Source organism: Demequina ureilytica (assembly GCF_048553575.1).
Taxonomy (GTDB): domain Bacteria; phylum Actinomycetota; class Actinomycetes; order Actinomycetales; family Demequinaceae; genus Demequina.
Genome location: NZ_JBLZIE010000004.1, coordinates 1 through 22634, shown reverse-complemented (window position 1 = coordinate 22634; position 22634 = coordinate 1). Strand labels below are relative to the sequence as shown.

Genomic DNA, 22634 nt, shown 5'->3' with positions numbered 1-22634 from the left:
GCATGCACGGCGTTGGCTGACTCCCGGCACATGCAGGAACTCACTCACGAAGAAGTCCTCACTCTCCAGGCGATGGAGGAGGCCATGTGGCGCGCCGAGACCCGGTTCGACATGCGGTTCATGGACGCTGTGCTCGCCGACGGGTTCACCGAAGTGGGCCGCTCGGGACGCACGTACACACGGGACGAGGTCCTGGCGTTGCAGTCGACGGAGATCGACGTCGAGCTCCCGCTGACGGGGTTCACGGCCGTGGCCATCTGCGAGGACGTGGCGCTGGTGCGCTACACGTCGATGCCGGCCAAGGCGTCTCGCGGCGAGGCGCACCGCACGTCGGTGTGGGTCAACGACGGCCGCTGGCGCCTGCGCTTTCACCAGGCGACGCTCACGCACTTGTAGCACCGGTCCGTCCCCAACATCCCCGACCGCGACACTCCGTTGGCCAGCCTCTACGGGACCTGTTGAGAGGCGCGCCCGCCAACAGGATGTTCGGGACGGTTCGCGCGTGGGACAGTGCGGCTTACGCGGTGCCGAACACCAGCGCCACGTTGTGGCCGCCGAACCCGAACGAGTTGTTGATCGCGGCCAGCTGACCCTCCGGCAACTCGCGCGGCGTGTCGCGCACGAGGTCCAGTTCGAGCTCGGGGTCGGGCGACGTGACGTTGATCGTGGGGGGAGCGGTGCGCGTCTCGAGTGCCTTGATGGTGAACACGGACTCGAGCGCTCCCGCGCCGCCGAGCAGGTGACCCGTCATCGACTTGGTGGCGCTGAGCGCCACCTGGTCGGCGTGAGAGCCCAGCAGCGCCCGGATGCCGCGCGCCTCGATCATGTCCCCGACGGGGGTGGACGTCGCATGCGCGTTGACGTGCGACACGTCCGCTGCGGTGAGACCGGCACGCTGGAGGCTGAGCTCCATCGCGCGCGTCTGTCCCTTGCCATCGGGCTCGGGTGCGGCGATGTGGTGACCGTCGGACGTCATTCCCACGCCCAACACCCGCGCGTAGATGTGGGCGCCGCGAGCCTTGGCGTGGCTCTCGGACTCGAGCACCACGATTCCGGATCCCTCGCCCAGGACGAAGCCGTCGCGGCTGGTGTCGTAGGGGCGCGAGGCGCCCGCGGGGTCGTCGTTGCGCTTGGACAGCGCCGCCATCGCGGCGAACGCGCTGATCGGCAGGGGGTGGATCGCGGCCTCGGTGCCGCCGGCCACCACGATGTCCGCGCGGCCGGACTCGATCATCTCGAATCCCATGGCAATCGCCTCGGCGCCCGACGCGCAGGCCGACACGGGCGAGTGCGAGCCGGCGCGCGCCTTGAGCTCAAGCGACACGTATGCGGCAGGGGAGTTCGGCATGAGCATCGGCACCGTGAGGGGAAGCACGCGCGCGGCGCCCTTCTCCTTCATGGTGTCCCACGCGCTCAGCAGGGTCCACACACCGCCGATGCCCGAGGAGACCACGGCGCCGAGGCGCTCCGGGTCCACCTCGGGCGATCCGGCATGCGCCCACGCCTCACGCGTCGCCACGATCGCCATCTGGGCGCTCGGGTCCATGCGCTTGGCCTCAGGCCGCGACAGCACCTCCAGAGGCGACACCGCGAGCTGACCGGCGAAGTTGACGGCCATGCCGTACGTCTCCGCCCAGTCGTTGTCGAGAGTGCGCACGCCGGATCTGCCGGCGAGAGCACCTTCCCAGGTCGTGGCGACGTCCCCGCCGAGAGGCGAGGTCGCTCCGAGTCCAGTGACGACGACAGTCATGGTGTTGCTCCAGTGGGGATCGGGGATGTGGTTCTTGTCAGGCCTGCGCTGCGGCGATGAAGTCGACGGCGTCGCCGACCGTGGTGAGGTCCTTGACCTTCTCGTCCGGGATGCGGACGTCGAACTTCTCCTCGGCCAGCGTGACGATGGTCATCATCGACAGCGAGTCGATGTCGAGGTCGTCCGTGAAGGACTTGTCCAGCTGGACGTCGGCGGTGTCGAGGCCGGTCTCCTCGGCGACGATCTCTGCAAGGCCTTCGAGAATCTCGTTCTTGTCTGCCATGTGTCTCTCCTTGTGATGGTGATGCGTTCGCATCGGTTTCGTATTGAACGGTGAGAAGCCTAGTGGGGTGCCCGCCGTTACGGCAGGACCACGACCTGCGCGGCGTAGACCAGGCCGGCGCCGAAGCCGATCTGGAGCGCGAGGTCGCCGGACTGGGCGTCTCCGTCGCGCAGCAGTCGCTCGGTGGCGAGCGGGATGGAGGCGGCAGACGTGTTGCCGCTGTCCACGATGTCCTTGCCGACCGCGACATGGTCTGGCAGGCCGATCTGCTTCACGAGCTGATCGATGATCCGGACATTGGCCTGGTGGGGGATGAAGGCCTTGATGTCGTCGGGGGTCAGTCCCGCGGCGGCGATCGCCTCGAGGGCCACCGGTGCCATCTTGAAGGACGCCCACTTGAAGACGCTCGGTCCCTCCTGGTAAAGCGTCGGGAACGCCGTGGCGGGGTCGTCGCGCACGTCGAGCCACGAGGACGTCTGGCCGATGAGCGGCGCTCCGGAACCGTCTGAGCCCCACACGGTGGGGCCGATGCCCGCGGTGTCGGAGGCGCCGATCACCACCGCGCCCGCCGCGTCTCCCAGCAGGTAGGAGATGGAGCGGTCGGCCGGGTCGACGTAGTCGCTCATCTTCTCGGCGCCCACGACGAGCACGTGCCGTGCGTTGCCGGCCCGGACCAGCGCGTCCGCCTGGCCGATGCCGTAGCAGTAGCCGGCGCAGGCGGCGGAGATGTCGAAGGCGGCGCCGGTGGACCCGAGCCGGTCCGCCAGCACGGGCGCACCGCCGGGCGTCATGTACGGGTGAGTGATTGTCGACAGGATGATCGTGTCGACGTCGCCTGGCTCGAGCCCTGCTTGAGCGATCGCATCTCGCGCGGCACGTTCGGACAGGTCGATCACGGAGGTCTCGCGGTTCGCGCGCACGCGGGTGACGATCCCGGTCATTTTGCGGATCCACTCGTCGGAGGAGTTGATCGGCTCGATGATGTCTTCGTTGGGGACGGCTGTCTCGCCGCGCGCGACGCCTAGCCCGAGGATGCGCGTGAACTCGGGTCCACGGCGAATGTTCAGTGTTGTCACGCGTGCTGCTCCAAGAGCTCTCGTGCGGCGGGGAGGTCGTCGGGCGTCTTGAGCGCGACCGCGGGCACTCCCTTGAGAGAGCGCTTCGCAAGGCCCGTGAGGACGCCGCCAGGCGCGACCTCCAGTATCGCGGTCACGCCGAGTTCGAGCATACGCGCCTGGCAGAGGTCCCACCGGACTGGATTGGCGACCTGAGCGACGATGCGGTCGAGGGCGTCGTGCCCGGTCGTGACCTCGGTCCCGTCCGCGTTGGTGAGGAGCTTGAGTTTAGGGTCCCGCGGTTCGGCGAATGCGGTGGCCTCGGCAAGCGCGGCCACGGCGGGCTGCATATAGGAGGTGTGGAAGGCGCCGGCGACCTGCAGCGCGATCACGCGTGTCCGGGCGGGAGGGTCGGCGACGAGCGCCTCGATGCCGGCTCGCGCACCCGCAGCGACGATCTGTCCGCCGCCGTTGATGTTCGCGGGAGTGAGGCCCAGCTGGTCGAGCCGGTCCAGGACGTCCTCCTCGACTCCGCCGAGCACGGCGGCCATCGAGGTCGGCTCGGCGGCGGCAGCGGCCGCGGCCATGGCGCGGCCGCGCACTGCGACGAGCCGCATCGCCTCGGCGTCGTCGATCACACCGGCGAGGGCAGCAGCGCCCAGCTCGCCGACGCTGTGGCCGGCCACCAGGCCCGGGATGGTGTCTCCCAAGGCCTCGCGTGCGGTGGCGAGGCCCGCGGCGACCAGCAGGGGCTGCGCGATGGCAGTGTCGCGAATGGTGTCCGCATCCGAGCTGGTGCCGTGCGCGATGAGGTCCGTGTCTGTGGCATTCGACAATTCGCGCAGGTGTGAGGCCACGCCGGGAAGAGCGAGCCAGGGCGTGAGCATCCCGGGCGTTTGGGCGCCTTGTCCGGGGAAGAGAACGGCGATCATGTGTCTAGCATCTCCTATCCGACCGGTCGGCACGGGGGTGTGAGTCACCGTTTCGGGGTCCGGGATTTGTAGGTTTGCTACAAAGGTTTGTGGGTCGAGTCCCGAAGCCGGCCCAGAGCGAACGCGGTGTCGAGCACGTGGGCGTCGCGAGTGGAGAGCACGTCCCACCCGGTAATCTGCGCGACCTTCTTGAGACGGTAGCGGACGGTGTTGGGGTGGACGAACATGGTGCGTGCGGCGAGCTCGAGCGAACGCCCACAGTCCAGATACGTCGCGATCGTATCGGCGAGCGCACCGCCGGCGCGGACGATGGGGTCATACGCAATGGCGACGAGCCGTTCTCGCGCCATCGTGTCTCCCACGAGTACCCGCTCGGGCAGCAGGTCGTCCGCGCTGACCGGGCGCGGTGCGATCGACCAGGCGGGGGCGGCCACGACGCCCGCGAGCGCCGCGCGCGTCGCGCGAGCGACCTCGACGAGGGTGATAGCAGCAGGCCCGATGACGACGGGGCCGGGGCCGAAGCTGCCGATGAGATGAGCGGTGAGGGCGCCATGATCGTCATCCGAACGCGCAATCACCACGAGGTCGTCACCATGGATGCCGACGAGCGCGCCGGGGGCCGCGCGGCGGATGGTGCGCCTGAGCTCCGCGGACTGGACCTCGCCGAGCGTGCCGTCAGTCAGCCCCACCATGACCAGGGTGGGACCGGGCTTCCAGCCGAGCGCCGCCGCGCGGGACGGCAGCCCCTCATCGACCTCGCCCCGCACCAGCGCGTCCACGACCAACGCCTCGAGCCGCGCGTCCCAAGCCCCACGTGTCTCCGCAGCGCGGGCGTAGACCTCGGCCGCGCTGAAGGCGATCTCCCTGGAGTAGATGAGGATCGCCTCCCGGACGTCGCGCTCGGCACCTGGAGAGGCGAACTCGTCCGAGTGACTCTCGACCACGCGCACCACGGTGCGGACCACGCTCAGGGTGTGCTGCAACGACACCGACCTGGTGAGCTCCGTCGGGGCCGCGGCGAACACCTCGGTCGCGCTGCGCTGGCTGTGCTGGGGATCCGCGTACCAGGACACGAAGGAGTCGATTCCGGCCTGTGCCACGGTGCCGACCCACGACCGTTCTTGGGCGGGCAGCGATCTGAACCATGCGTAGTCGGAGTCGAGGGTGGTCAGCGCCGCGGTCGCGAGGCGCCCCGTCGCGGCCCTGAGCCGGCGCAAGGTCTCGGCACGGGCCTGCGTGGTTGACATCCCGCCAGCATAGAGCGGCTTTGTGGGCCAGGCACAAGGCCGGCGCGCTCTTCGCCTGCATCCGGGCCTTGAGATTGCCGTCAATCGGTCGGTGCGTTGTGAATTGCTACCAAGGTTGTCAGCCAAGCTGCGACACTGCGGCCGCGAACAGTGGCCCCGCGTCGGGGTTGGCGTTAGCGTGAGACCAGACCCGTAAAGGAGCGTCACCATGACAGAAGCCAGACCGAAGCCCCTGGTGGGCGCCTTGCTGGGGCTGCTCCTCGGCCTCATCTCCATGGCGTTGCTGACGGCGTTGGGGGTGGTGGCGCCCGACCGGCTCCCGCTGCTCGGAATCGTCGGCTTGTCGATCATTCTGGTGGCGGCGCTGCTCACACAGCGCATGGCGATCGCCAAGGCGCGATTGGTGACCGTCATCGTGATCGGCGCTGTGCTCGGCGGCGTCGCGCTGACGGGGATTCCGGAGGTCATGCGAGGCGGCTCGGTGACGTCGGGCTGCCTTGCCACCGCGACGTCCTCGCTCGAGACGGAGGCGGTAGGTCCCGAGGACACCACCACGATCGATCCGTTCCGGGTCACGACCACGGACACCGTCGCGTGGACCACCACCACCGAGGGCGCGGTCACCAGCGCGGACGCGCAACTGTCGATGATGGTGGGAGGATTTGCGATCCCGCTGCGCAACGCCACGTTCGCCGAGGCGCCCGAACTCACCGAGTGGAGCGGCGAGACCTCCGTGGAGAGCCAGCTGGAACAGATCGAGGACGCCTCTGGCATGCTCCTCACCGGTACGTACCACCTTGCCGCCACGGTCGACACCGACGCGGGGGAGTGCACGGGCGATGCGTACGTGCGGGTCGAGCCCACCGGCACGTTCGACGGGCTGCTGTTGATCCTTCTGTGGGTCCTGCTCACCCTGGTGCTGCTGACGATCATCGTGCTCGCCGCTGTCGTGCGCCGCTCCATCAGCGATTCGGATGCCACGCTGGCAATGGTCGGTACCTCGGCCATCCCGGGCGGCACATCGACCTCGCCGCCGTCCCAGCCACGCCGGCAAGCGGCGCCCGACTCCGAGGCGTCCGCCGGTGGCGGCGCCAAAGCCGAGGACAAGGACGGCAGCCGTGCCGGTTCCGCGGGCACCGATGGTGGTCGCGAGCGGACGGCACCCGCAGAACGCTCACCTGGCGAGCGCTCTGCGGCCTCATCCGATCACGCGAGTGCCGGGCGCGACCAAGCCGCGCAGGCGGCACGGCCCTCGGAGACCGGCGAGCCGCCCCATGAGCAGGACGGGCTCGCGCGCTCGCCGTACGCGGCGCCGAGCACCGACGAATCGACCGCAGTGGAGGGTCACGACGCCGCCGATCCCGCCGAGGCTCCCGCCCAAGACGATGCGGTGGTCGAGGATGAGACGCCGCTCGAGGAACGTGAGGGCGTCGACCAGGTGGAGGGGGAGTCAGCACCTGACGCGCCGGCACCGGCGGATGAGCCCGTGCCCGCCGATGAGCCCGTGCAGACGGGCGAGCCCGCGGACCCGGAGGACCCCGCGGGATCCGCGGACGCGAGCGGTGAGGACGAGCCCGACGGCCCGCGCGCTACTTGACCCGCAGTGACAAGGCGACGGCCGATGCGCGGTTCACCCGCGCATCGGCCGTCACCTGATGTGTTCAGTCGCCTCTTGGCTTAAGCGTCTCCGCCAGCGTTGCCGGACGTCCCCTTGGTGACGTCGTGGAGCTCATAGCGGTCGATCGCGTCCTTCACGAGGCCGCGATCGATCTCGCCCCGCTTCGCGAGCTGCTGGAGAACGCGCACCGCCGTGGACGGCCCGTCGATCTTGTAGAAGCGGCGGGCAGCGGCACGCGTGTCCGAGAAGCCGAACCCGTCGGCACCGAGCGTCGCGTAGTCCCCGGGCACCCACGCCCGGATCTGATCCGGGATGAGGTGGTCGAAGTCCGTGGTCGCGACGAACGGACCCTTCGAATCCTGGAGCTTGCTCGTGATGTACGGCACGCGCGGCTCCTCGTCGGGGTAGAGGAACTCGCGCTGGTCCGCGTCCAACGCGTCGCGGCGAAGCTCGTTCCACGACGTCACCGACCACACGGTGGCGCGCACGCCGTAGTGGGCTGCGAGCAACTCCTGCGCCTCGAGCGCCCACGGCACGGCCACGCCGGAGGCGAGAATCTGCGCCTCGGGCCCGTCGCCCTCGGGCGCCTCCGCGAACTTGTAGATGCCCTTGAGCAGGCCCTCCACGTCCAGGTTCTCGGGCTCCTTCGGGTGCTGGATCGGCTCGTTGTACACCGTGAGGTAGTACATGACGTTCGGGTCCCGGCTGGTGTCGGGGCCGTACATCCGCTCGATGCCGTCCTTGACGATGTGGCGAATCTCGTAGCCGAAGGCGGGGTCGTACTGCACCACCGCGGTGTTCGTCGCGGCCAGGATCGGGGAGTGCCCGTCCCCATGCTGGAGGCCCTCGCCAGCCAGCGTGGTGCGGCCTGCCGTAGCGCCGATGATGAACCCGCGGGTCATCTGGTCGCCCGCGGCCCAGAACTGGTCTCCCGTGCGCTGGAAGCCGAACATCGAGTAGAAGACGTAGAACGGGATCAGCGGCTCACCGTGCGTGGCGTAGGACGTGCCTACCGCCTGGAAGGCCGCTGCGGAGCCGGCCTCGTTGATGCCCGTGTGCATGATCTGCCCGGACTCGGACTCCTTGTAGCTGAGCATGAGCTCACGGTCGACGGGCAGGTAGTTTTGTCCCCGGGTGTTGAAGATCTTCGCTGACGGGAAGATCGAGTCGAGGCCGAACGTGCGCGCCTCGTCGGGGATGATCGGCACGAGCCGGTGCCCGAAGTTCTTGTCCTTGACCAGGTCCTTGAACAGCCGCACGAACGCCATGGTGGTGGCGATCTGCTGCTTGCCCGAGCCCTTCGCGAGCAGCTCGTACGCCTTGTCGTCCGGCATGTCGATCTGCTTCTTGGGGTCGCGCCGCTCGGGCACGAACCCGCCCAGTTCCTTGCGGCGACCCAGCATGTACTTGATCGCCGGGTCGTCCATTCCGGGGTGGTAGTACGGGGGCTGGTACGGGTCTTCCTCGAGCTGCTCGTCCGTGAACGGGATATCGAACGTGTCGCGCAGCACCTTGAGGTCTGCGGCGGCCAGCTTCTTCATCTGGTGCGTCGAGTTGCGAGAGGCGAAGTTCGCGCCCAGGCCGTAACCCTTGATGGTCTTCGCGAGGATGACGGTGGGCTTGCCGTTCGCGCCGGCGGTGGCCTTGAGGTAGGCGGCGTAGAGCTTGCGGTAGTCGTGTCCGCCGCGCTTGAGCGCCCAGATCTCGTCATCCGTCATGTCCTTGACGAGCTCCTTGGCGCGCGGGTCGCCGCCAAAGAACTGGTCGCGGATGAAGGCGCCGGACTCGGCGCGGAAGGTCTGGAAGTCGCCGTCGGGGACGGTGTTCATGAGGTTGACGAGGGCGCCGTCCTCGTCGCGGGTGAGCAGCGGGTCCCAGTTGCGGCCCCACACCACCTTGAGGACGTTCCAGCCCGCTCCGCGGAAGTACGCTTCGAGCTCCTGGATGATCTTGCCATTGCCCCGCACCGGTCCGTCGAGGCGCTGCAGGTTGCAGTTGACCACGAAGGTGAGGTTGTCGAGCCCCTGGTTGGCGGCGAGCTGGAGCATGCCGCGAGATTCGGGCTCGTCCATCTCACCGTCGCCGAGATATGCCCACACGTGCTGCTGAGAGGTGTCCTTGATGCCGCGCAGGTCGAGGTAACGGTTCGTCCACGCCTGATAGATGGCCGATGCGGGGCCGAGGCCCATCGACACGGTGGGGAACTCCCACAGCTCGGGCATGAGGCGCGGGTGGGGATAGGACGGGAGGCCGCGGCCGGCGGCGGACTTCTCCTGGCGGAACGAGTCCAGGTCCTCCTCGGACAGCCGGCCCTCCAGGTACCCGCGGGCGTAGACGCCGGGAGCGGCGTGGCCCTGGAAGTACACATGGTCTCCGCCGCCCGGGTGGTCCTTGCCGCGGAAGAAGTGGTTGAGGCCAACCTCGTACAGCGTCGCGACGGACGCATAGGAGGAGATGTGTCCGCCCACGCCCTTATCGCCCGCCTGCGCACGAGTGACCATGACGGCGGCGTTCCAGCGAATCCATCCGCGGTAGCGGCGCTCGGTGTCCTCATCGCCGGGGAACTCGGGCTCGTTCGCGACGTGAATCGTGTTGACATACGGCGTGTTCAGGCTGAGCGGCACGGACAGCTGCTTGGCCGCCGCGTGCTCCACCATTCGGTCGAGCATGTACTCGGCGCGCGACTCACCCCCAGTCTCGATGAGTCCATCGAGAGACTCGAGCCATTCGCCGGTCTCGCTGGGGTCGTTGTCAAGCTCGCCGTGTGATGCCACCGGTGACCTTTCTGTTGGGCGCGGGGTAGTGCGCCGATGCCGCATGGGTGAGGGCGGGTGTGCCGCCGCTCCCGCCATTCTGGTCATTTCTTGACCGAATGTCACGCTGGCTCCCTGCCGCTCGCGGCGGTGCTCCGGCTACCAGGCGTTGCCACCATCTGTCGGCGGGCCGTACTGTGAGCCGTGAGCGCGTGTTCGCGCGCAGCAGCAACTGAAGGGAGCATCGCCACCGTGGCGACAGAAGACGGTGCACGCACCGTGGACACTGGGATCATTGACCGATTCGGACTCGAGCGCGGCACGGTCCTACAGGAGTTCGGCTACGACGACGATGCGGACGAAGCTCTGCGCGCCGCCATCTCGGACGCGACGGGCGAGGAGCTCGTCGACGAAGACTTCGGCGACGTCACCGACGGCGTCCTCCTGTGGTTCCGAGACGGGGACGACGACCTCGCCGACCTGCTCATGGACGTCCAGGCACTCCTGGACGACGGGGGCACGGTCTGGCTGCTGACCCCCAAGGCCGGGACGACAGGGCACGTGCTGCCCGGGGACATTCAAGAGTCGTCCTCCGTAGCAGGACTGCATGCAACCTCGACCTTCATGGCGGGCGAAGGGTGGTCGTGCACGCAACTGGTGGAGAAGGGCCGGTCCAAGTGACAGGTCCCCTCGCTGGCAGCGAGGCCCCCGACTTCACGCTCACCGACCAACATGGCCGCCGGGTGACGCTCAGCGACTACCGCGGCACTCCGGTGCTGCTGGTGTTCGTCCCATTCGCGTTCTCCGACGTCTGCACCAACGAGCTCGTGGACCTCAGGGACGCGCCAGATCTCACCGAGGGCCGCGACCTCGCGGTCGTCGTGGTCTCGTGCGACTCGATCTACACGCTCAAGGCGTGGGCCGACTCGCATGGATACACGGCACCGCTGCTGAGCGACTTCTGGCCGCACGGCCAGGCAGCGACCGCTTACGGCGTGTTCAACGACTCGAAGGGCCTGGCGACGCGAGGCACCTTCTTGATCGATGGATCGGGCACCGTAGCCTGGTCCGTGGTGAACTCCACGGGGGAGGCACGCGATGTCGACGACTACCGTGCCGCCATCGCCGACCTGAAGTAGAAGAAGCAGTGCGCGGACGGGCTGAACCCCTCCGCGCGCCGATGCGCCACAATGGGGGCGCGGGCCCTTAGCTCAGTTGGTTAGAGCACTGCGTTTACACCGCAGGTGTCGTCGGTTCGAGTCCGGCAGGGCCCACCACAGGATGACGGGCGAATTCGACAGGCCGTCTCCGCGGCGGTTCCCGACGGGAGCCGGTGGCGCTGCGGTCAGCCGCCCTGCGGCGCCGTGTTGTCCGTGCCGCCCAACTCCTGCAGGAACTCGTGGCACTGGTGGGCGCGCTCGGAGTCCTGCGCCATCACCTGCTCGAAGAATTTCGCGATCTCCTCTTTGCCCGCGTTGCGAGCGTCGCGGACGTACTGGCCGTAGTCGTGGCCAGCCTTGAGGGAGTGGTACTGCACGGAGATGAGGTCGAAGGTGACGTCGTCGAATCCAGTTTCACCGGTTGCCATGTCGAGTCTCCTTTCGTAGTGACGCCCGGCGCCGGCGGCGCGGGCCTGGAGGCACTGCCCAGGGCGGTGCCTCTCTCACCCTAAAATCGGGACGAAGCGGTCGCAACAGGAGACCCGCAGTGGACGGAGGCACCCGCTGTACGATCGTGGCGTGCTGGGATGATGTGTCCCGCGCAGGGGCGGTGTCGCACCACCCATGCCGCCGGCCCAGGTGGCACCGGTCGAGGCCGACTGGGCCCACCGATTAGTCCACAGAGGGGACCGACTCCATGGCCGAGCCGATGGGCGCGAGGTACGACGCGTACGCCAAGCGGACCGACAGCTGGATGGCGGCGCTGGCCATGGCCTTCCTGCTGGTGTGGTCGGGTCGCATCATCTTCGAGTACTCCCTGCCATCCGCAGTTGAGAATGCTCTGCTGGCAGTGCAGTGGTGGATCTGGCTGGTGTTCATCGTGGACATCGTGATCCGCACGGTGATCTCCAAGAAGTCGTGGCGGTATCTGTGGACGCACCCGCTCGATGTGATCGCGGTGTTGGTCCCGGCGGCGCGGCCGCTCAAGGTCCTGACAGCGTTCACTCAGGGCGCCGCGTTCTCCAGCGCTCGCGGACGGGTGAAGACCATGCAGGCGGTGGTGATCTCCGTCGTGCTGCTGCTGTGGATCGGCTCGGTCGCTGTACTCGCGGCCGAACGCGAGGCGGACTCCGCCATCAACACGTTCGGCGACGCACTGTGGTGGGCCATCGTCACGGTGACGACAGTGGGTTACGGCGATCTGTCGCCCGTCAGCGTCACGGGCCGCGTGGTCGCGGTAGCGATGATGCTCGTGGGGATCGCGCTGATCGGAGTGGTGACGGCCTCTGTCGCAGCGTGGTTTGTCTCCAAGACCACGGGCGAGGAAGAGCGTGAGCAGGAGCGGCAGGACGAGGGTCGACACGATGAGCTCACCGAGCGCATCGCACGGCTGGAGGCCAAGATCGATGCGCTCTCGGCCGCCGATTCGCGCACCGGTCACGCCCCTCGAGGCGATGGTGCCACTCAGCACGGTGCCACGTAGCGGGGCGGAAGGCTTGACGCGGCTTTCACGTGCGCCCCACGCCCCACTGCCCGGTACCGTGTCCCCATGACCACTGTGGCCGAGATCGCCGAGATCCTGGAACTGCGTTTTCCGCTCGCACTCGCCGAGGACTGGGACGTCAACGGACTGTCCGTGGGCGACCCGGGCGCCGAGGTGACCCGCGTGCTGTTCGCCGTCGACCCCACCCTCGCGGTGGTCGACGAGGCGATCGAGGTGGGAGCGCAGCTGCTCGTCACCCACCACCCGTTGTTGCTGCGCGGGGTCACCGGCGTCCCCACGACGAGCACTAAGGGCGCTGTGGTGCACCGGCTGATCAGCAGCGGCATCGCGCTCTACAACGCCCACACCAACGCCGATGCGGCAGCCGGGGGCGTGTGCGATGCGCTGGCGGAGGCGCTTGGCATCGACTCGTCGGTGCCGCTGTTGCCCTCGGCAGGCGACGCGGCGCAGGGCACCGGGCGCATCGGCATGCTTCCTGGGCCCACCACGCTGTCCGAGTTCGCTCAGCAGGTGGCCGAATCCCTGCCTCCCACCCAACACGGCGTGCGTGTTGCGGGAGATCCCGCAGGGATCGTGACGACGGTCGCCGTCGTCGGCGGTTCGGGAGATTCTTTCCTCGAAGCGGCCCGCGCCTCAGGTGCCGACGCCTACGTCACGGCGGACCTGCGCCACCACCCCGCATCGGATGCGCGAGAGCTCGCCGAACTCGGCGACGGCCGCCCCTACCTGATCGACGTGTCGCATTACGCGTCAGAGTGGGCGTGGCTCAAGAGCGCTGCCGAGCACGTCGCCGATGCCGCCGCGGTCGACACCGTGGTGAGCACCCTGAACACCGACCCATGGACCGCGCGCTACGGCGCCTGACCCTTTCCGGAGGACCCTTCGTGCCCACCGCACCCGTCGCCGACCAACAGCGACTGCTCGACGTTCAAGACGCTGATCTGCGCATTCAGCAGGCTCGCCACAAGCGCGACCACCTGCCCGTCCACGCCCAGCTGGCCGAGCTATCCGCGAGGGACACGGTTCTCGACGACGAGGCCATCGCTCGCGGCGCCGAGGTCACGGACCTGCGGCGCGAGGTCACCAAGGCCGAGGACGACGTCCAGGCGGTGCGTGGCCGCGCCGATCGTGACCGCGCGCGGCTGGAGTCCGGAAGTTCGAACGCGAAGGACCTGCAGGCACTGCAGGGGGAGCTTGAGCTGCTCGGGCGGCGACAGTCGGATCTCGAGGACGTCGAGCTCGAGGCAATGGAGCGACTCGAGGTCGCTGAGGAGGCCCACTCCCGGGTGAAGGCCGAACGCGAGGACCTCACCAAGCGTGTGCGCGAACTCGAGCATGAACGCAACGTCGCGGTGCGGGCGCTCGACGCGGAGATCGCGGAGGCGGAGGCCGAACGTGCAGCCGCGGCCGAGGGTCTGGACCCGGCGCTCGTGACGCTCTACGAGAGGGTCCGCGCGCACAACGGCGGCATCGGCGCTGCGGTGCTGACCGGAACGACGTGCGGCGGCTGCCACATGAGCCTCAATCCCAGCGACATCAAGGTCATCGAGCGTGCAGCGCCCGATCAGGTGGTTCGCTGCGAGGAGTGCGGCACGATTCTGGTGCGCAAGGCGGCCCAGTGACGGCGGAGGCGACCAGCGGGAAGTCGCTGTTCGAGATCACGCCGGACGGGCTCGTCAGCCCCCTGACACTGGTGCTGGTGCGCCACGGCGTGACCGACATGACGGCGTCCCACGCGCTGTCGGGCTCCAGTCAGGAGGGTCCGCCACTGAACTCCCAGGGCCGCATCCAGGCCGCGAAGGCGGCCGATGCCGTCTACCGCATCGGCCGTCGCTCGTGGGAGCGCGTGCCCCAGGTGACCCGCGTGCTGGCCTCGCCGATGGCGCGAACCCAAGAGACCGCTGCCGCGATTGGCAGGCGCATCGGCGCGCACGTCGAGACCGAGGTCCGCGTCCGCGAGATCGACTTCGGCGAGTGGGAGGGCTTGAGCGCCGACGAGATCGAGGACCACGAAGGGGAGGCCCTCCACCGCTGGATGTCCGGCGAGATCCCTGCGCCTGGCGGCGAGGCGATCCCGCAGGTAGGCGCGCGGTTCGACGAGTTCCTGGTCGAGGCCGCCGCCGATCATGCGCGTCAGTGTGCGGAGGGCAAGGACGTGCCGCGCGCATGGGCGGTGACCTCTCACGCCGTCGCGATCAAGTCCGCGGTCGCGCTGTCCCTCGGCGTCCCTGCCGATTCCTGGATGCACCTGTGGCCGTCGCCCGCGTCCATCACGCTCCTGCAGCTGCGCGTGCTCCCGGATGGCACCATTTCCTCACGGCACGTGCTGGCCATCGGGGTGCCCACCGACTGATCAGGTGGGGGCGCCGCCGCCCTGCGGGTGCTTGCTCAGGAACTTGCGATCGTCGTTCGCATACGCGTAGTACCAGCCGATCAGCACGCCACCGCCGATGAAGTTGCCCAACAGCACTATCCCGAGGTTGCCGAGCGCGAGCCCCATGTCGATGCCGCCCTGGAGCGCCACGATCGAGAACAGGACGGTGTTAGCGACCGAGTGCTCGAACCCCACGAATGCGAACACGAACACGCTCATGATCATCGCTAGGGACTGCGTGAGGTCATCCTTGATGCGGCCGTTGTAGACCATCAGCATCGCGAGGTTGATCATGAAGTTGCAGAGCACCGCACGGAAGAACAGGTCGCCCCAGCCCGCGATGCCGCCGGCGACGTAGTCGAGCTTGTGATCGACGGAGTTGGACATCTCCGTGCCGACGGCGCCGCTGGCGATGCTCGATCCCGCCACCATGAGGGCGATCGCGAGCCCGCCGATGATGTTGCCGGCGTAGCACAGCGCCAGGATGCGAATCGATTTCATGGCCGTGGTGCGGCGGTAGTACGCGCCGATCGACACGATCATCATGTTCGAGGTGAGCAGCTCGGACTTGCTGTAGTAGATGAAGATGAGTGCGAAGCCGAACACGAACGCCCCGACCATCCGTCCCACCATCACGAGGTCGCCGTCGCCGATGCCCTCGAATGCCGCGATGACCGCGTAGTACGTGAGGTACATGACGCCGATCAGCATGCCGGCCATGGCGGCGCGCATCACGTAGACGCGGGCGAGACCGCCGCTCATCGCGGTCTTGGTCTCGAGCGCGTCGAGCGTGGTCGAGATGAAGTGCTTGCCGGGGAACAGCTGGCTCTGATCCGTCATAGGACCAAGAGTGACACGTGCGGCGCTCAACCAGCGACGACGAGCGTGATCTCCCGCACGCCGAGCGTCACGTCGACAACCCCGTCGATGGCGCGCGCCGCATCGGCGAGGTCCGCCGCGGACTCGGGGACCGCATCGGCCGTCGCCAGCGCTCCAGCGAGAAGCCCACGTGTGTGCTTGGCCATGTGGCTGACCACGGTCCGCTGTCCGCCCAGTTCGCGCTCCACACGCACCGCGACGTGCTCTGCGCCGGTGGGCCGCCATGCCGCGACGTACGAGGAGCTGCGGCAGTCGACTACGAGCCGCCCGTCTGCCAGGTGGGAGAGCTCCTCCGCGAGGTGCTTGCGCCAGTAGGACGCGAGCGGGCCGATGCGCCCCAGGCTCGTCGACATCGACAGCCGGTAAGCGGGTATCGGGTCGGCGGGGGAGACCGCGCCCCACAGTGCGGAGATGATGCGCACGCGCTCCGCGGCCCGGCTCAGCTCGGCGTCTCCCCACGCGCCCATGTCGGCGGCGTCGTAGAGCACTCCCGAGTACACCCGTGCGGCTGCATCGGCCGGGTTCACCCAGAGGGTGCGGTTGCGCGCGACGTCGTCGGCGAGTCCGGGCCCCACGCCGAGCACGTCGAGCCCGTTGCGCTGATCGCTCACCTTGGCGAGCGTGTCGCCCACGCGCCGCCTGGCCGATGCGAGGGCGGGGTGGGCGAGCGCCTCCAGATCGACGGGGGAGCCCTGCGCGGGCGCGGTCTTGCCTTCGGAGGGAGGAAGCAGGATCAGCACGCGCACCAGGGTACGGGGGCGGCGCGCGCCGCGCTGCGTCTAGTGGCCGGATCAACTGAGCCCGGCCCCCGCGAGCGAACGGAATGTGCGGAGCGCGCGCTCAGTTGGTCCGGTCCGTCGGAGAGCAATCGAGTGCGGCGGGGCTCGCGGCCACCGTGAGGGTAGTCTGGAGCCGCGGATGAGCTGGCCAGGCGGCCGCGTCGCCCCTCGGGGCGCCGAGGAACGTCCGGGCTCCGCAGGGCAGGGTGATGGCTAACGGCCACCCGGGGTGACCCGCGGGAAAGTGCCACAGAAAGCAAACCGCCTCCCGGCGTCGCAAGGCGTCGGGCGGTAAGGGTGAAAGGGTGAGGTAAGAGCTCACCGCGCGACTGGTGACAGGAGCGGCACGGTAAACCCCACCCGGAGCAAGGCCGAACAGGATGCGTTTGAGGGCGGCCCGTCCGAGCATCTGGGTAGGCTGCTGGAGCCCTGGAGCAATCCAGGGCCTAGATGGATGGCCGCACGGTGCGCAGCGGCAACGCGGCGCACAAGACAGAACCCGGCGTATCGGCCAGCTCATCCGCTTTATGGCCATTTAACAGGATGTTTACACGGTAGCCGGAGGCGGCTACCGCTTGGTTGCCGGAGCGCTTGGCCTGTAGTTATGGCCTGGTCGCGCGCTAATTGCTAGGCATTGATCTAGTGGCGCTTCGTCCAACCTGAGTGGCGGGTTTGCCTTCGGTACCGGATCCAACATCCCTGGCCGTCGCCTCCAGGCCCAACCGTCGACATGGCCGTGCGCGTCATGGCTCACAACCACCAAGGAACGAAGGTCAAGAAGGACCAGCTCACCTCACTTTGGTATCGGATCCGCATCTCGGACTTGCCGGTGCGACGTAGTTCGCTTGCTGCGGACCCCGATGGTCAGCAGGTAGAGGAGCATCCAGATCTCCGCAATGGCAGGGACGATTGTGAAGAACACGTGGATCTGCTCGGCCAGTTCGGGGGACAGGAAAGCGATGACGACGTCTGCCAGGTAGCTGACCGTCGCTGCGATAAGGAGGATTCCGAGCGGCTTGGGGAATAGTCGAGATCGGTAGGCGAGATAACCCAGGGGCGTCAACCACAACGCGAAGAAGACCTGGGCGGCGCGGATGCCGTAGTGCTCGATCTCCAACAGGAGCAGCGCAAGTGCGTCCGTCTCGCCGTCACCGAATGCCACCATGTAGGTGTCGGTGGTTGCGACTTGCAGGGCAACGAACATAAAGACGGTACTCATCGCCTTCAGGCCGGCCGCAATCACCACAGGAAGCACCATGAGGCGTGCCGCGTACTTGCCGACGTGGCTGAGCAGCACGTAGAGAGTGACAGCAGTCAGAACGAAGAAGACCGCATCCGCAAGATGAGCGACTACCCCAAGGCTGACCAGCCCGGGGTCGGCTGCCAGATTCCCTGCGGTGGCGGCGGCATCTCCGCGGACGTAGAGAGAGGGCCCCAAGTAGCCCTCGGAAAACCCACCTGTGATCGCCACGGCTAGGTAGAAGAGACCCGCGACGCGAGCGATCCGTTTGGGGTTCGTGGGAGGAGCACCGAGCGGTTGTGCGGTGACGAGGCTGCTTCGGACGCTCATGACGTCCTCCTTCTACTAGAGATGCTGCGTGGGGTTTGAGGTATCCCGTGTTCTGAGCGGAGTCGTGACCCCGCGTCGTTCAGCCCGTCGGGATCAGGGTGCCTAGTCGCGAGCGGCAGGGAGCCAGAGTTGGCGCTGCTGCTCGGCTCGAACAGCTTGCGCCGGGGATGGGGTGGTTCCGTGGGGCGTGCGGATCACTACGGAGACGCGCGGCCCGGGTCGCTGCCGTAGCCAACGATGAGGGGGACTGGCATTGGTCTTCCTTCGAGGCGGGTGTCACGGGTTCGCCCGGTGCGATTGGTTGTTGTACTGACTCTGCGCACCTCGGCTTGCTGACGGCTGTCCGGGCACTGTCCGGACTTCGAGTTCGCAGAGGTCGGGTTGACTTTCCTCGCATCGGCTGCGGTCGAGATACTGGGGGGACGGATTGCTTGCGCACCGCCACGACCCAAGAAGCGCGAGTCCTCACGACCGGATCGCCCAGGGCCCAACAGGGCTGGCGTCGAGTTCAGAACTTTGGCCTGGGATTCTCGGCGATGAGTCGGGGGTGAAGGTGCTATTGCGCAGCGACACCACGATTTCTGTGTCGCCCATCGTGCCGCGGACTGTGAAAAGCCCGGACGTGGCGTTGGCCGTTGCTGCCTAGACACTTTCGACATCTCGGACCAACACAGTGGCCTGGCTCACGCATCATTCACAGCGCATACCGTCGACGAAGAGGATCAGAGTGCGCACCTCTGCGACGGTCGAATTTGGGCATCCACGCCTCGAGCCCCGACCGCCACAGTGGGCAGACGGGGCTCGACGCGGGTCAATTCGCTGCCACGCTCACTTCCTCGGCGGCAGAAGCCGCGGGGTTGGTAGACCGCAGCGTCAGCGCCGCAATGAGCGCTCCGGCACCCGCGATGGCAGCGGCTCCCCACAGGCCGGCGGAGAAACCGTTGGTGAGAGCGGCGGGGTTGCCGATCTGATCCGCCCCGTACGCGGCGGCGACCGCGGTCATGGCGGCCAAGCCGAGCGCGGACCCAATCTGGTAGCTGGTATTGACGATGCCCGCAGCAAGCCCACCTTCTGCAGGAGCAGCCGCTGAGAGCGCAGTGCCTAGGGAAGGGATGAACGCCATCGCCATGCCGGCTGCCGTGACCAGGGTGGCGGGGAGCACGTCGACGGAAAATGAGCCGTCGGGACTGATGAAGGCGAGCCACACCAGACCAACAGTGAGTGTGGCCAAGCCCGCGACAGTCGTTGCTTTGCTGCCAAAGTTCGCCATGAGACGCGGAGCGACCGCGATCATGCCGACCATGATGGTAAGCGTGAGTGGAAGCAGCGCCGCGCCGCTAGCGAAAGCGCCGAGCCCCAACACCTGCTGCAGATACAAATTGATGAAGAAGAACATCGGGATCCACGCAGCGCCGAGCAGGAGTTGCGCCACGTTGGCCGCGGCCAGGTCGGGGGCACGGAAGATCCCCAAGCGCATCAGCGGCTCCCGCAGGCGAGCCTGCCGAGCCACGAAGGCTCCGAGCAGCGCGACTCCGGCGACGGCGGGGATCAGGGTGGACGGGGCCGTCCAGCCTGCCTCCGGTGCCTGCACGACGGCATAGACCACGGCCGCGATTCCGGCTGTTACCGTGCCGGCACCCACGAAGTCGATGCTGCCCCGGCTTCTGGCACCAGCGGGCATGACTGCCGAAGACATGACCAGCACTCCGATCGCCAATGGCACATTGATGAAGAAGACCCACGGCCAACTGGCGTACTCGGTGAGGACACCGCCGAGGAAGACGCCAGCGGTTCCTCCGGCGGGTGCGGCTGCCCCGTAGAGGGCTAAGGCCTTGGTGAGCTCCTTGGGGTTGGCACCAAAGATGGTGAACAGCAGGGTTAGCGCCGACGGTGCGATCAGCGCTGCGCCGGCACCCTGCACGGCCCGGCCGACGATCTCGACGGTGGCGGTGTCAGCTAGGCCGGCAACCAGTGAACCAACGGCGAGGATGACCCAACCGATGTTGAAGATGCGGCGAGCTCCAAGTAGGTCGGAGAGACGTCCGCCGAGCAGCAGAAGGCCGCCGAAGGCGACGACATATGCGTTGAAGACCCAGCTGAGGTTTTGCGGGTCGAAGCCGAGGTCTTGCTGCATTTCTGGCAGCGCCACCCCGATGATGGACGTGTCCATGATGACCATGAACTGAGCCGCGGCAATTAGCCCCAGCGCTAGCCAGCGCCTGTTGCCAATGATTCCCGCGGCTTTTGCGGTGGAAGACATGGGTTTCCTCTCTTTCAGTGTTTGGCGGCGCGATGATGCAGCCGATCCTGCGAGGTTGCCCGGGCAGCCTTTCCGGCTCCTGTCCCGCCGCTGTCGCGCTCAATAGCGCACGTTGTGCACCAGCGATGCCCCGTCGGGGTGGAGCGCACGTGGTGGTGGAGCTGACCGTGGAGCGTATGGAACGAGCGTCGTGGCTCTCTGATGGCCAGGTATCCAACCGCCCCGCACTCCCGCATCACGACAGCCCTCGGACAGCGCCAGGACAGTAGCGCCCTTGACCGTTGCTTTTACGCCAGTAGCCGACCGGCCCACGAGTCCGACCGGTGACGGTGAGCCATCACATTAGGCACGGTCAAGATCTCGGCCGACAGCAAGTCGGGGTCCGCAAGTCCCTGGGACAACAGCAGCGTTTACAACGCCGCGTTCGGCGCAGGCCGTACCCGCGCAAGCCCATCCATCCCGCAATAGAACAGGAAGAATTCATGATCAACAGCAACTTCACCGTGGTCGGCATGACGTGCAACAGCTGCGCGATGACGGTAACTGAGGAAGTCCGCCAGGTTTCCGGCGTCCAGGACGTCGACGTCGAGCTCGCAACGGGCCACCTCACCGTCACCTCAGACGGGAACATCGACCCGGCGCTGATCAAGGATGCCATCGAGGAAGCCGGCTATCAGTTGGCCGCTAGCTGAGCACGCCCGCCGGTCCCTTTCTGCCGTTTGCACAGGAAGGGACCGGCCCCTCCCAAGGCACCGATCTAAGGAAACCCCATGACCTCCGCACCCCAGCCGTGCACACGATCCGCGCTACCGACGATCCTTGTGCGCGCGGCCCACACCTTTTGCGAACGAGCAGTCTCGTGAGCGCACTATCGGTCGTCATCGTAGGCGCTGGCGCAGCAGGCACGGCTGCCGCGACCGAGCTGCGAAGGCTCGGCTTCGACGGCGATCTGACGCTCGTGCATGGTGAGGACACAGTTCCGTACAACCGGACCACGGTGAACAAGAGCCTGCTGCAAGGAGACGCCACGCTCGACTCAGTGCGTTCCGCGCTGCCTAGCGATCCCCGCACCAGCCTGCTCAACGGCCGCGCCGAACGACTTGACACCGAACGCCGCACCGTGGTCCTCCGAGGCGGCACCCACCTGTCTTACAACGCTGTTCTCATCGCCACAGGAGCGCGTCCGCGTCAACTGCCGGGCCGCGAACTGAACATCGACGACGTCGATCTGTGCGACCGCGTCACTCCCCTCCGCACTTACGAAGACTCGGAACGGGTCCGACGAATCTTGGCTACGGTCGGCAACAAGCACGCGCGTCGCGCTCGAGTGGGCATCGCTGGCGCGAGCCTGCTTGGTTCCGAAACCGCCGATGCACTCAAGGCCTCGGGGCACGACGTCTTCTTGATAGGCGCGGCGGCGAACCCCATGTCTCGGCACTTCGGCACCACCATTGCAGCCTGGGTACAGGCGCGACACAAGGAACAACTCGCCGGCGTCTTCGAAGCTCGCATCGACGCACTCGAGGCATCAGGCGATGGCATCGCTCTCGCACTGAGCGACGGTACCAAGTTGGCGGTGGACCTCGTGATCGAAGCTCTGGGAGTTGAACCCGAGGTGGGTTGGCTGCGCCGAACTTCGCTGAATCTGGATGACGGCGTCCTAGTCGACAATCGTCTGCGCAGTGTGGGCGCTGCGGGAGTCTACGCCGCGGGGGACTTAGCCCGTATCAACGGTCACCCGCGCATCGAGCACTGGGGCCACGCCTTGGCGCAGGGAGCTCACGCCGCTCGCTCCATCAGTTACGACCTCCAGCTGTCCGGCGACCCTGGTCCCTGCGAACCCAACGGGGGCTACTCGACCTGGCTCTATGGCAAAGCCATTAGCGTTCTCGGGTCTGCACACCCATATCAAGACCGAGAGATTGCTCTAGGGTCGACTGGGAACGAGGCTCACGTCACCGTCTACGCCAGCGCTGAAGGCCGCTTGAGTGCCGCCGTCACGCTCGGATCGGCCAAGTTGGCGAACCGACTACGACCATTGGTTGCGGCCGGGACTGCGATCGAGCAAGCCTTCGACGTCGTCGCCACGACCCTGAAGTCTCCACTGCCGAGGGCGAACCTCCCGCACGAGACGTCCTCTTGATCCTCGGCGCAGAACTACGCTGCGCTGATCCCTGCCGACGCGGCAACTCCCCGAGCCGCGCGGCAGCTTCCAGAAGGCACCGCCCGGGTCTCATGACCCCGGCGGTGCTGGTGCGGACCCGACGCCCGTGGGGCGCGCAAGGACGGCCAAGCGAGGAGCGGCCTCCCACGGCGGCCGAACAGACACGCGTGACGAGCCAACCTCTGAGCACGCCGGACGATCCTGCGCGCACTACCGCCAGACGGCGTCTACGTTGTGTCGGCGACGCTTGAAAACGAGGCCATAGCGACGGGCGAAAACGAGGCCACCCAGACAGATTGGGTGGAT

General features: G+C 67.4%; 21 protein-coding genes, 1 tRNA gene and 1 other RNA gene. 12 read left to right on the top strand and 11 right to left on the bottom strand.

All coding sequences use genetic code 11. From position 1 onward, the window contains the following. Positions 1-30 precede the first annotated feature (30 nt). Positions 31-396: a nuclear transport factor 2 family protein gene (locus tag ACNI3K_RS12175; RefSeq protein WP_419392175.1), complete on the top strand. Its 366-nt coding sequence runs from the start codon at positions 31-33 to the stop codon at positions 394-396. 121 nt (positions 397-517) lie between these two features. Here the strand turns inward: ACNI3K_RS12175 and ACNI3K_RS12170 are convergent, their stop codons facing one another. The 5 genes from ACNI3K_RS12170 to ACNI3K_RS12150 all read right to left on the bottom strand — a co-directional run bounded on the left by ACNI3K_RS12170 (position 518) and on the right by ACNI3K_RS12150 (position 5267). After that, the gene (locus ACNI3K_RS12170) at positions 518-1750 is read right to left on the bottom strand and encodes a beta-ketoacyl-[acyl-carrier-protein] synthase family protein (protein ID WP_419392174.1); all 1233 of its coding nucleotides are present in this window, start codon (positions 1748-1750) and stop codon (positions 518-520) included. Between the two features lie 37 nt (positions 1751-1787). Next, on the bottom strand, positions 1788-2033 hold the full coding sequence (locus tag ACNI3K_RS12165; protein ID WP_419392173.1) for an acyl carrier protein: 246 nt from the start codon (positions 2031-2033) through the stop codon (positions 1788-1790). 77 nt (positions 2034-2110) lie between these two features. Next, a complete protein-coding gene (locus ACNI3K_RS12160) occupies positions 2111-3109 on the bottom strand; it encodes a beta-ketoacyl-ACP synthase III (RefSeq protein WP_419392172.1) in 999 nt (332 codons plus the stop codon). Next, positions 3106-4020, bottom strand: coding sequence for an ACP S-malonyltransferase (locus ACNI3K_RS12155; protein WP_419392171.1), 915 nt, complete (start codon positions 4018-4020; stop codon positions 3106-3108). The genes ACNI3K_RS12160 and ACNI3K_RS12155 overlap by 4 nt, the downstream gene beginning before the upstream one ends. 77 nt (positions 4021-4097) lie before the next feature. Next, positions 4098-5267 carry a PucR family transcriptional regulator gene (locus ACNI3K_RS12150; RefSeq protein ID WP_419392170.1) on the bottom strand — a complete coding sequence of 390 codons (1170 nt, stop codon included), beginning with the start codon at positions 5265-5267 and terminating at the stop codon, positions 4098-4100. 208 nt (positions 5268-5475) lie between these two features. On the opposite strand from ACNI3K_RS12150, the gene ACNI3K_RS12145 reads away from it, so the two are divergent. Further along, positions 5476-6864, top strand: a complete 1389-nt coding sequence (locus ACNI3K_RS12145) for a hypothetical protein (RefSeq protein ID WP_419392169.1) — start codon at positions 5476-5478, stop codon at positions 6862-6864. Between the two features lie 80 nt (positions 6865-6944). On the opposite strand, the gene aceE is transcribed toward ACNI3K_RS12145, so the two are convergent. Then, entirely contained in the window at positions 6945-9704 is a 2760-nt protein-coding gene (aceE, locus tag ACNI3K_RS12140; RefSeq protein ID WP_419392313.1) for a pyruvate dehydrogenase (acetyl-transferring), homodimeric type, read from the bottom strand. Positions 9705-9890: 186 nt separating this feature from the next. On the opposite strand from aceE, the gene ACNI3K_RS12135 reads away from it, so the two are divergent. From ACNI3K_RS12135 to ACNI3K_RS12125, 3 genes are all read left to right on the top strand, one after another. Further along, positions 9891-10319, top strand: a complete 429-nt coding sequence (locus ACNI3K_RS12135) for a DUF3052 domain-containing protein (RefSeq protein WP_419392168.1) — start codon at positions 9891-9893, stop codon at positions 10317-10319. Further along, positions 10316-10777, top strand: a complete 462-nt coding sequence (locus tag ACNI3K_RS12130; protein ID WP_419392167.1) for a peroxiredoxin — start codon at positions 10316-10318, stop codon at positions 10775-10777. Before ACNI3K_RS12135 ends, ACNI3K_RS12130 begins: the two co-directional genes overlap by 4 nt. 61 nt (positions 10778-10838) lie before the next feature. Continuing rightward, a tRNA-Val gene (locus ACNI3K_RS12125) sits at positions 10839-10915 on the top strand. Between the two features lie 68 nt (positions 10916-10983). On the opposite strand, the gene ACNI3K_RS12120 is transcribed toward ACNI3K_RS12125, so the two are convergent. Further along, entirely contained in the window at positions 10984-11226 is a 243-nt protein-coding gene (locus ACNI3K_RS12120) for an acyl carrier protein (RefSeq protein WP_419392166.1), read from the bottom strand. 269 nt (positions 11227-11495) lie between these two features. On the opposite strand from ACNI3K_RS12120, the gene ACNI3K_RS12115 reads away from it, so the two are divergent. The 4 genes from ACNI3K_RS12115 to ACNI3K_RS12100 all read left to right on the top strand — a co-directional run bounded on the left by ACNI3K_RS12115 (position 11496) and on the right by ACNI3K_RS12100 (position 14655). Continuing rightward, positions 11496-12281, top strand: coding sequence for a potassium channel family protein (locus tag ACNI3K_RS12115; protein WP_419392165.1), 786 nt, complete (start codon positions 11496-11498; stop codon positions 12279-12281). A gap of 66 nt (positions 12282-12347) precedes the next feature. Then, positions 12348-13166: a Nif3-like dinuclear metal center hexameric protein gene (locus ACNI3K_RS12110; RefSeq protein WP_419392164.1), complete on the top strand. Its 819-nt coding sequence runs from the start codon at positions 12348-12350 to the stop codon at positions 13164-13166. 20 nt (positions 13167-13186) lie between these two features. After that, the gene (locus ACNI3K_RS12105; RefSeq protein WP_419392163.1) at positions 13187-13924 is read left to right on the top strand and encodes a zinc ribbon domain-containing protein; all 738 of its coding nucleotides are present in this window, start codon (positions 13187-13189) and stop codon (positions 13922-13924) included. Beyond that, positions 13921-14655, top strand: coding sequence for a histidine phosphatase family protein (locus tag ACNI3K_RS12100; protein WP_419392162.1), 735 nt, complete (start codon positions 13921-13923; stop codon positions 14653-14655). Before ACNI3K_RS12105 ends, ACNI3K_RS12100 begins: the two co-directional genes overlap by 4 nt. Here the strand turns inward: ACNI3K_RS12100 and ACNI3K_RS12095 are convergent, their stop codons facing one another. Next, positions 14656-15516, bottom strand: coding sequence for a formate/nitrite transporter family protein (locus ACNI3K_RS12095; protein WP_419392161.1), 861 nt, complete (start codon positions 15514-15516; stop codon positions 14656-14658). Positions 15517-15542: 26 nt separating this feature from the next. Then, the gene (locus ACNI3K_RS12090; protein WP_419392160.1) at positions 15543-16295 is read right to left on the bottom strand and encodes a YaaA family protein; all 753 of its coding nucleotides are present in this window, start codon (positions 16293-16295) and stop codon (positions 15543-15545) included. A 179-nt stretch (positions 16296-16474) separates the two neighbouring features. Between ACNI3K_RS12090 and rnpB the strand changes: the two genes are divergently transcribed. Next, positions 16475-16857, top strand: an RNA gene (gene rnpB / locus ACNI3K_RS12085) — RNase P RNA component class A. 270 nt (positions 16858-17127) lie between these two features. Here rnpB and ACNI3K_RS12080 read toward each other — a convergent pair. Both ACNI3K_RS12080 and ACNI3K_RS12075 read right to left on the bottom strand, forming a co-directional pair. Beyond that, entirely contained in the window at positions 17128-17904 is a 777-nt protein-coding gene (locus ACNI3K_RS12080; RefSeq protein WP_419392159.1) for a DUF4386 domain-containing protein, read from the bottom strand. A gap of 811 nt (positions 17905-18715) precedes the next feature. Beyond that, positions 18716-20164 (bottom strand): MFS transporter, encoded by a 1449-nt coding sequence (locus ACNI3K_RS12075; protein ID WP_419392158.1) that lies wholly within the window; start codon positions 20162-20164, stop codon positions 18716-18718. A 482-nt stretch (positions 20165-20646) separates the two neighbouring features. Between ACNI3K_RS12075 and ACNI3K_RS12070 the strand changes: the two genes are divergently transcribed. Together ACNI3K_RS12070 and ACNI3K_RS12065 are read left to right on the top strand one after the other, a co-directional pair. After that, positions 20647-20856 (top strand): heavy-metal-associated domain-containing protein, encoded by a 210-nt coding sequence (locus tag ACNI3K_RS12070; RefSeq protein ID WP_419392157.1) that lies wholly within the window; start codon positions 20647-20649, stop codon positions 20854-20856. A gap of 167 nt (positions 20857-21023) precedes the next feature. Beyond that, complete coding sequence (locus ACNI3K_RS12065; RefSeq protein ID WP_419392156.1) at positions 21024-22307, top strand: NAD(P)/FAD-dependent oxidoreductase; 1284 nt, start codon at positions 21024-21026, stop codon at positions 22305-22307. Positions 22308-22634: the final 327 nt, after the last annotated feature.

Coding starts and splice junctions, on each gene's coding strand:
- ACNI3K_RS12070 (WP_419392157.1), top strand. CDS start 20,647: ATGATCAACAGCAACTTCACCGTGGTCGGCATGACGTGCAACAGCTGC.
- ACNI3K_RS12110 (WP_419392164.1), top strand. CDS start 12,348: ATGACCACTGTGGCCGAGATCGCCGAGATCCTGGAACTGCGTTTTCCG.
- ACNI3K_RS12075 (WP_419392158.1), bottom strand. CDS start 20,164: ATGTCTTCCACCGCAAAAGCCGCGGGAATCATTGGCAACAGGCGCTGG.
- ACNI3K_RS12165 (WP_419392173.1), bottom strand. CDS start 2,033: ATGGCAGACAAGAACGAGATTCTCGAAGGCCTTGCAGAGATCGTCGCC.
- ACNI3K_RS12170 (WP_419392174.1), bottom strand. CDS start 1,750: ATGACTGTCGTCGTCACTGGACTCGGAGCGACCTCGCCTCTCGGCGGG.
- ACNI3K_RS12120 (WP_419392166.1), bottom strand. CDS start 11,226: ATGGCAACCGGTGAAACTGGATTCGACGACGTCACCTTCGACCTCATC.
- ACNI3K_RS12080 (WP_419392159.1), bottom strand. CDS start 17,904: ATGAGCGTCCGAAGCAGCCTCGTCACCGCACAACCGCTCGGTGCTCCT.
- ACNI3K_RS12115 (WP_419392165.1), top strand. CDS start 11,496: ATGGCCGAGCCGATGGGCGCGAGGTACGACGCGTACGCCAAGCGGACC.
- ACNI3K_RS12175 (WP_419392175.1), top strand. CDS start 31: ATGCAGGAACTCACTCACGAAGAAGTCCTCACTCTCCAGGCGATGGAG.
- ACNI3K_RS12155 (WP_419392171.1), bottom strand. CDS start 4,020: ATGATCGCCGTTCTCTTCCCCGGACAAGGCGCCCAAACGCCCGGGATG.
- ACNI3K_RS12095 (WP_419392161.1), bottom strand. CDS start 15,516: ATGACGGATCAGAGCCAGCTGTTCCCCGGCAAGCACTTCATCTCGACC.
- ACNI3K_RS12145 (WP_419392169.1), top strand. CDS start 5,476: ATGACAGAAGCCAGACCGAAGCCCCTGGTGGGCGCCTTGCTGGGGCTG.
- aceE (WP_419392313.1), bottom strand. CDS start 9,704: ATGCGGCATCGGCGCACTACCCCGCGCCCAACAGAAAGGTCACCGGTG.
- ACNI3K_RS12150 (WP_419392170.1), bottom strand. CDS start 5,267: ATGTCAACCACGCAGGCCCGTGCCGAGACCTTGCGCCGGCTCAGGGCC.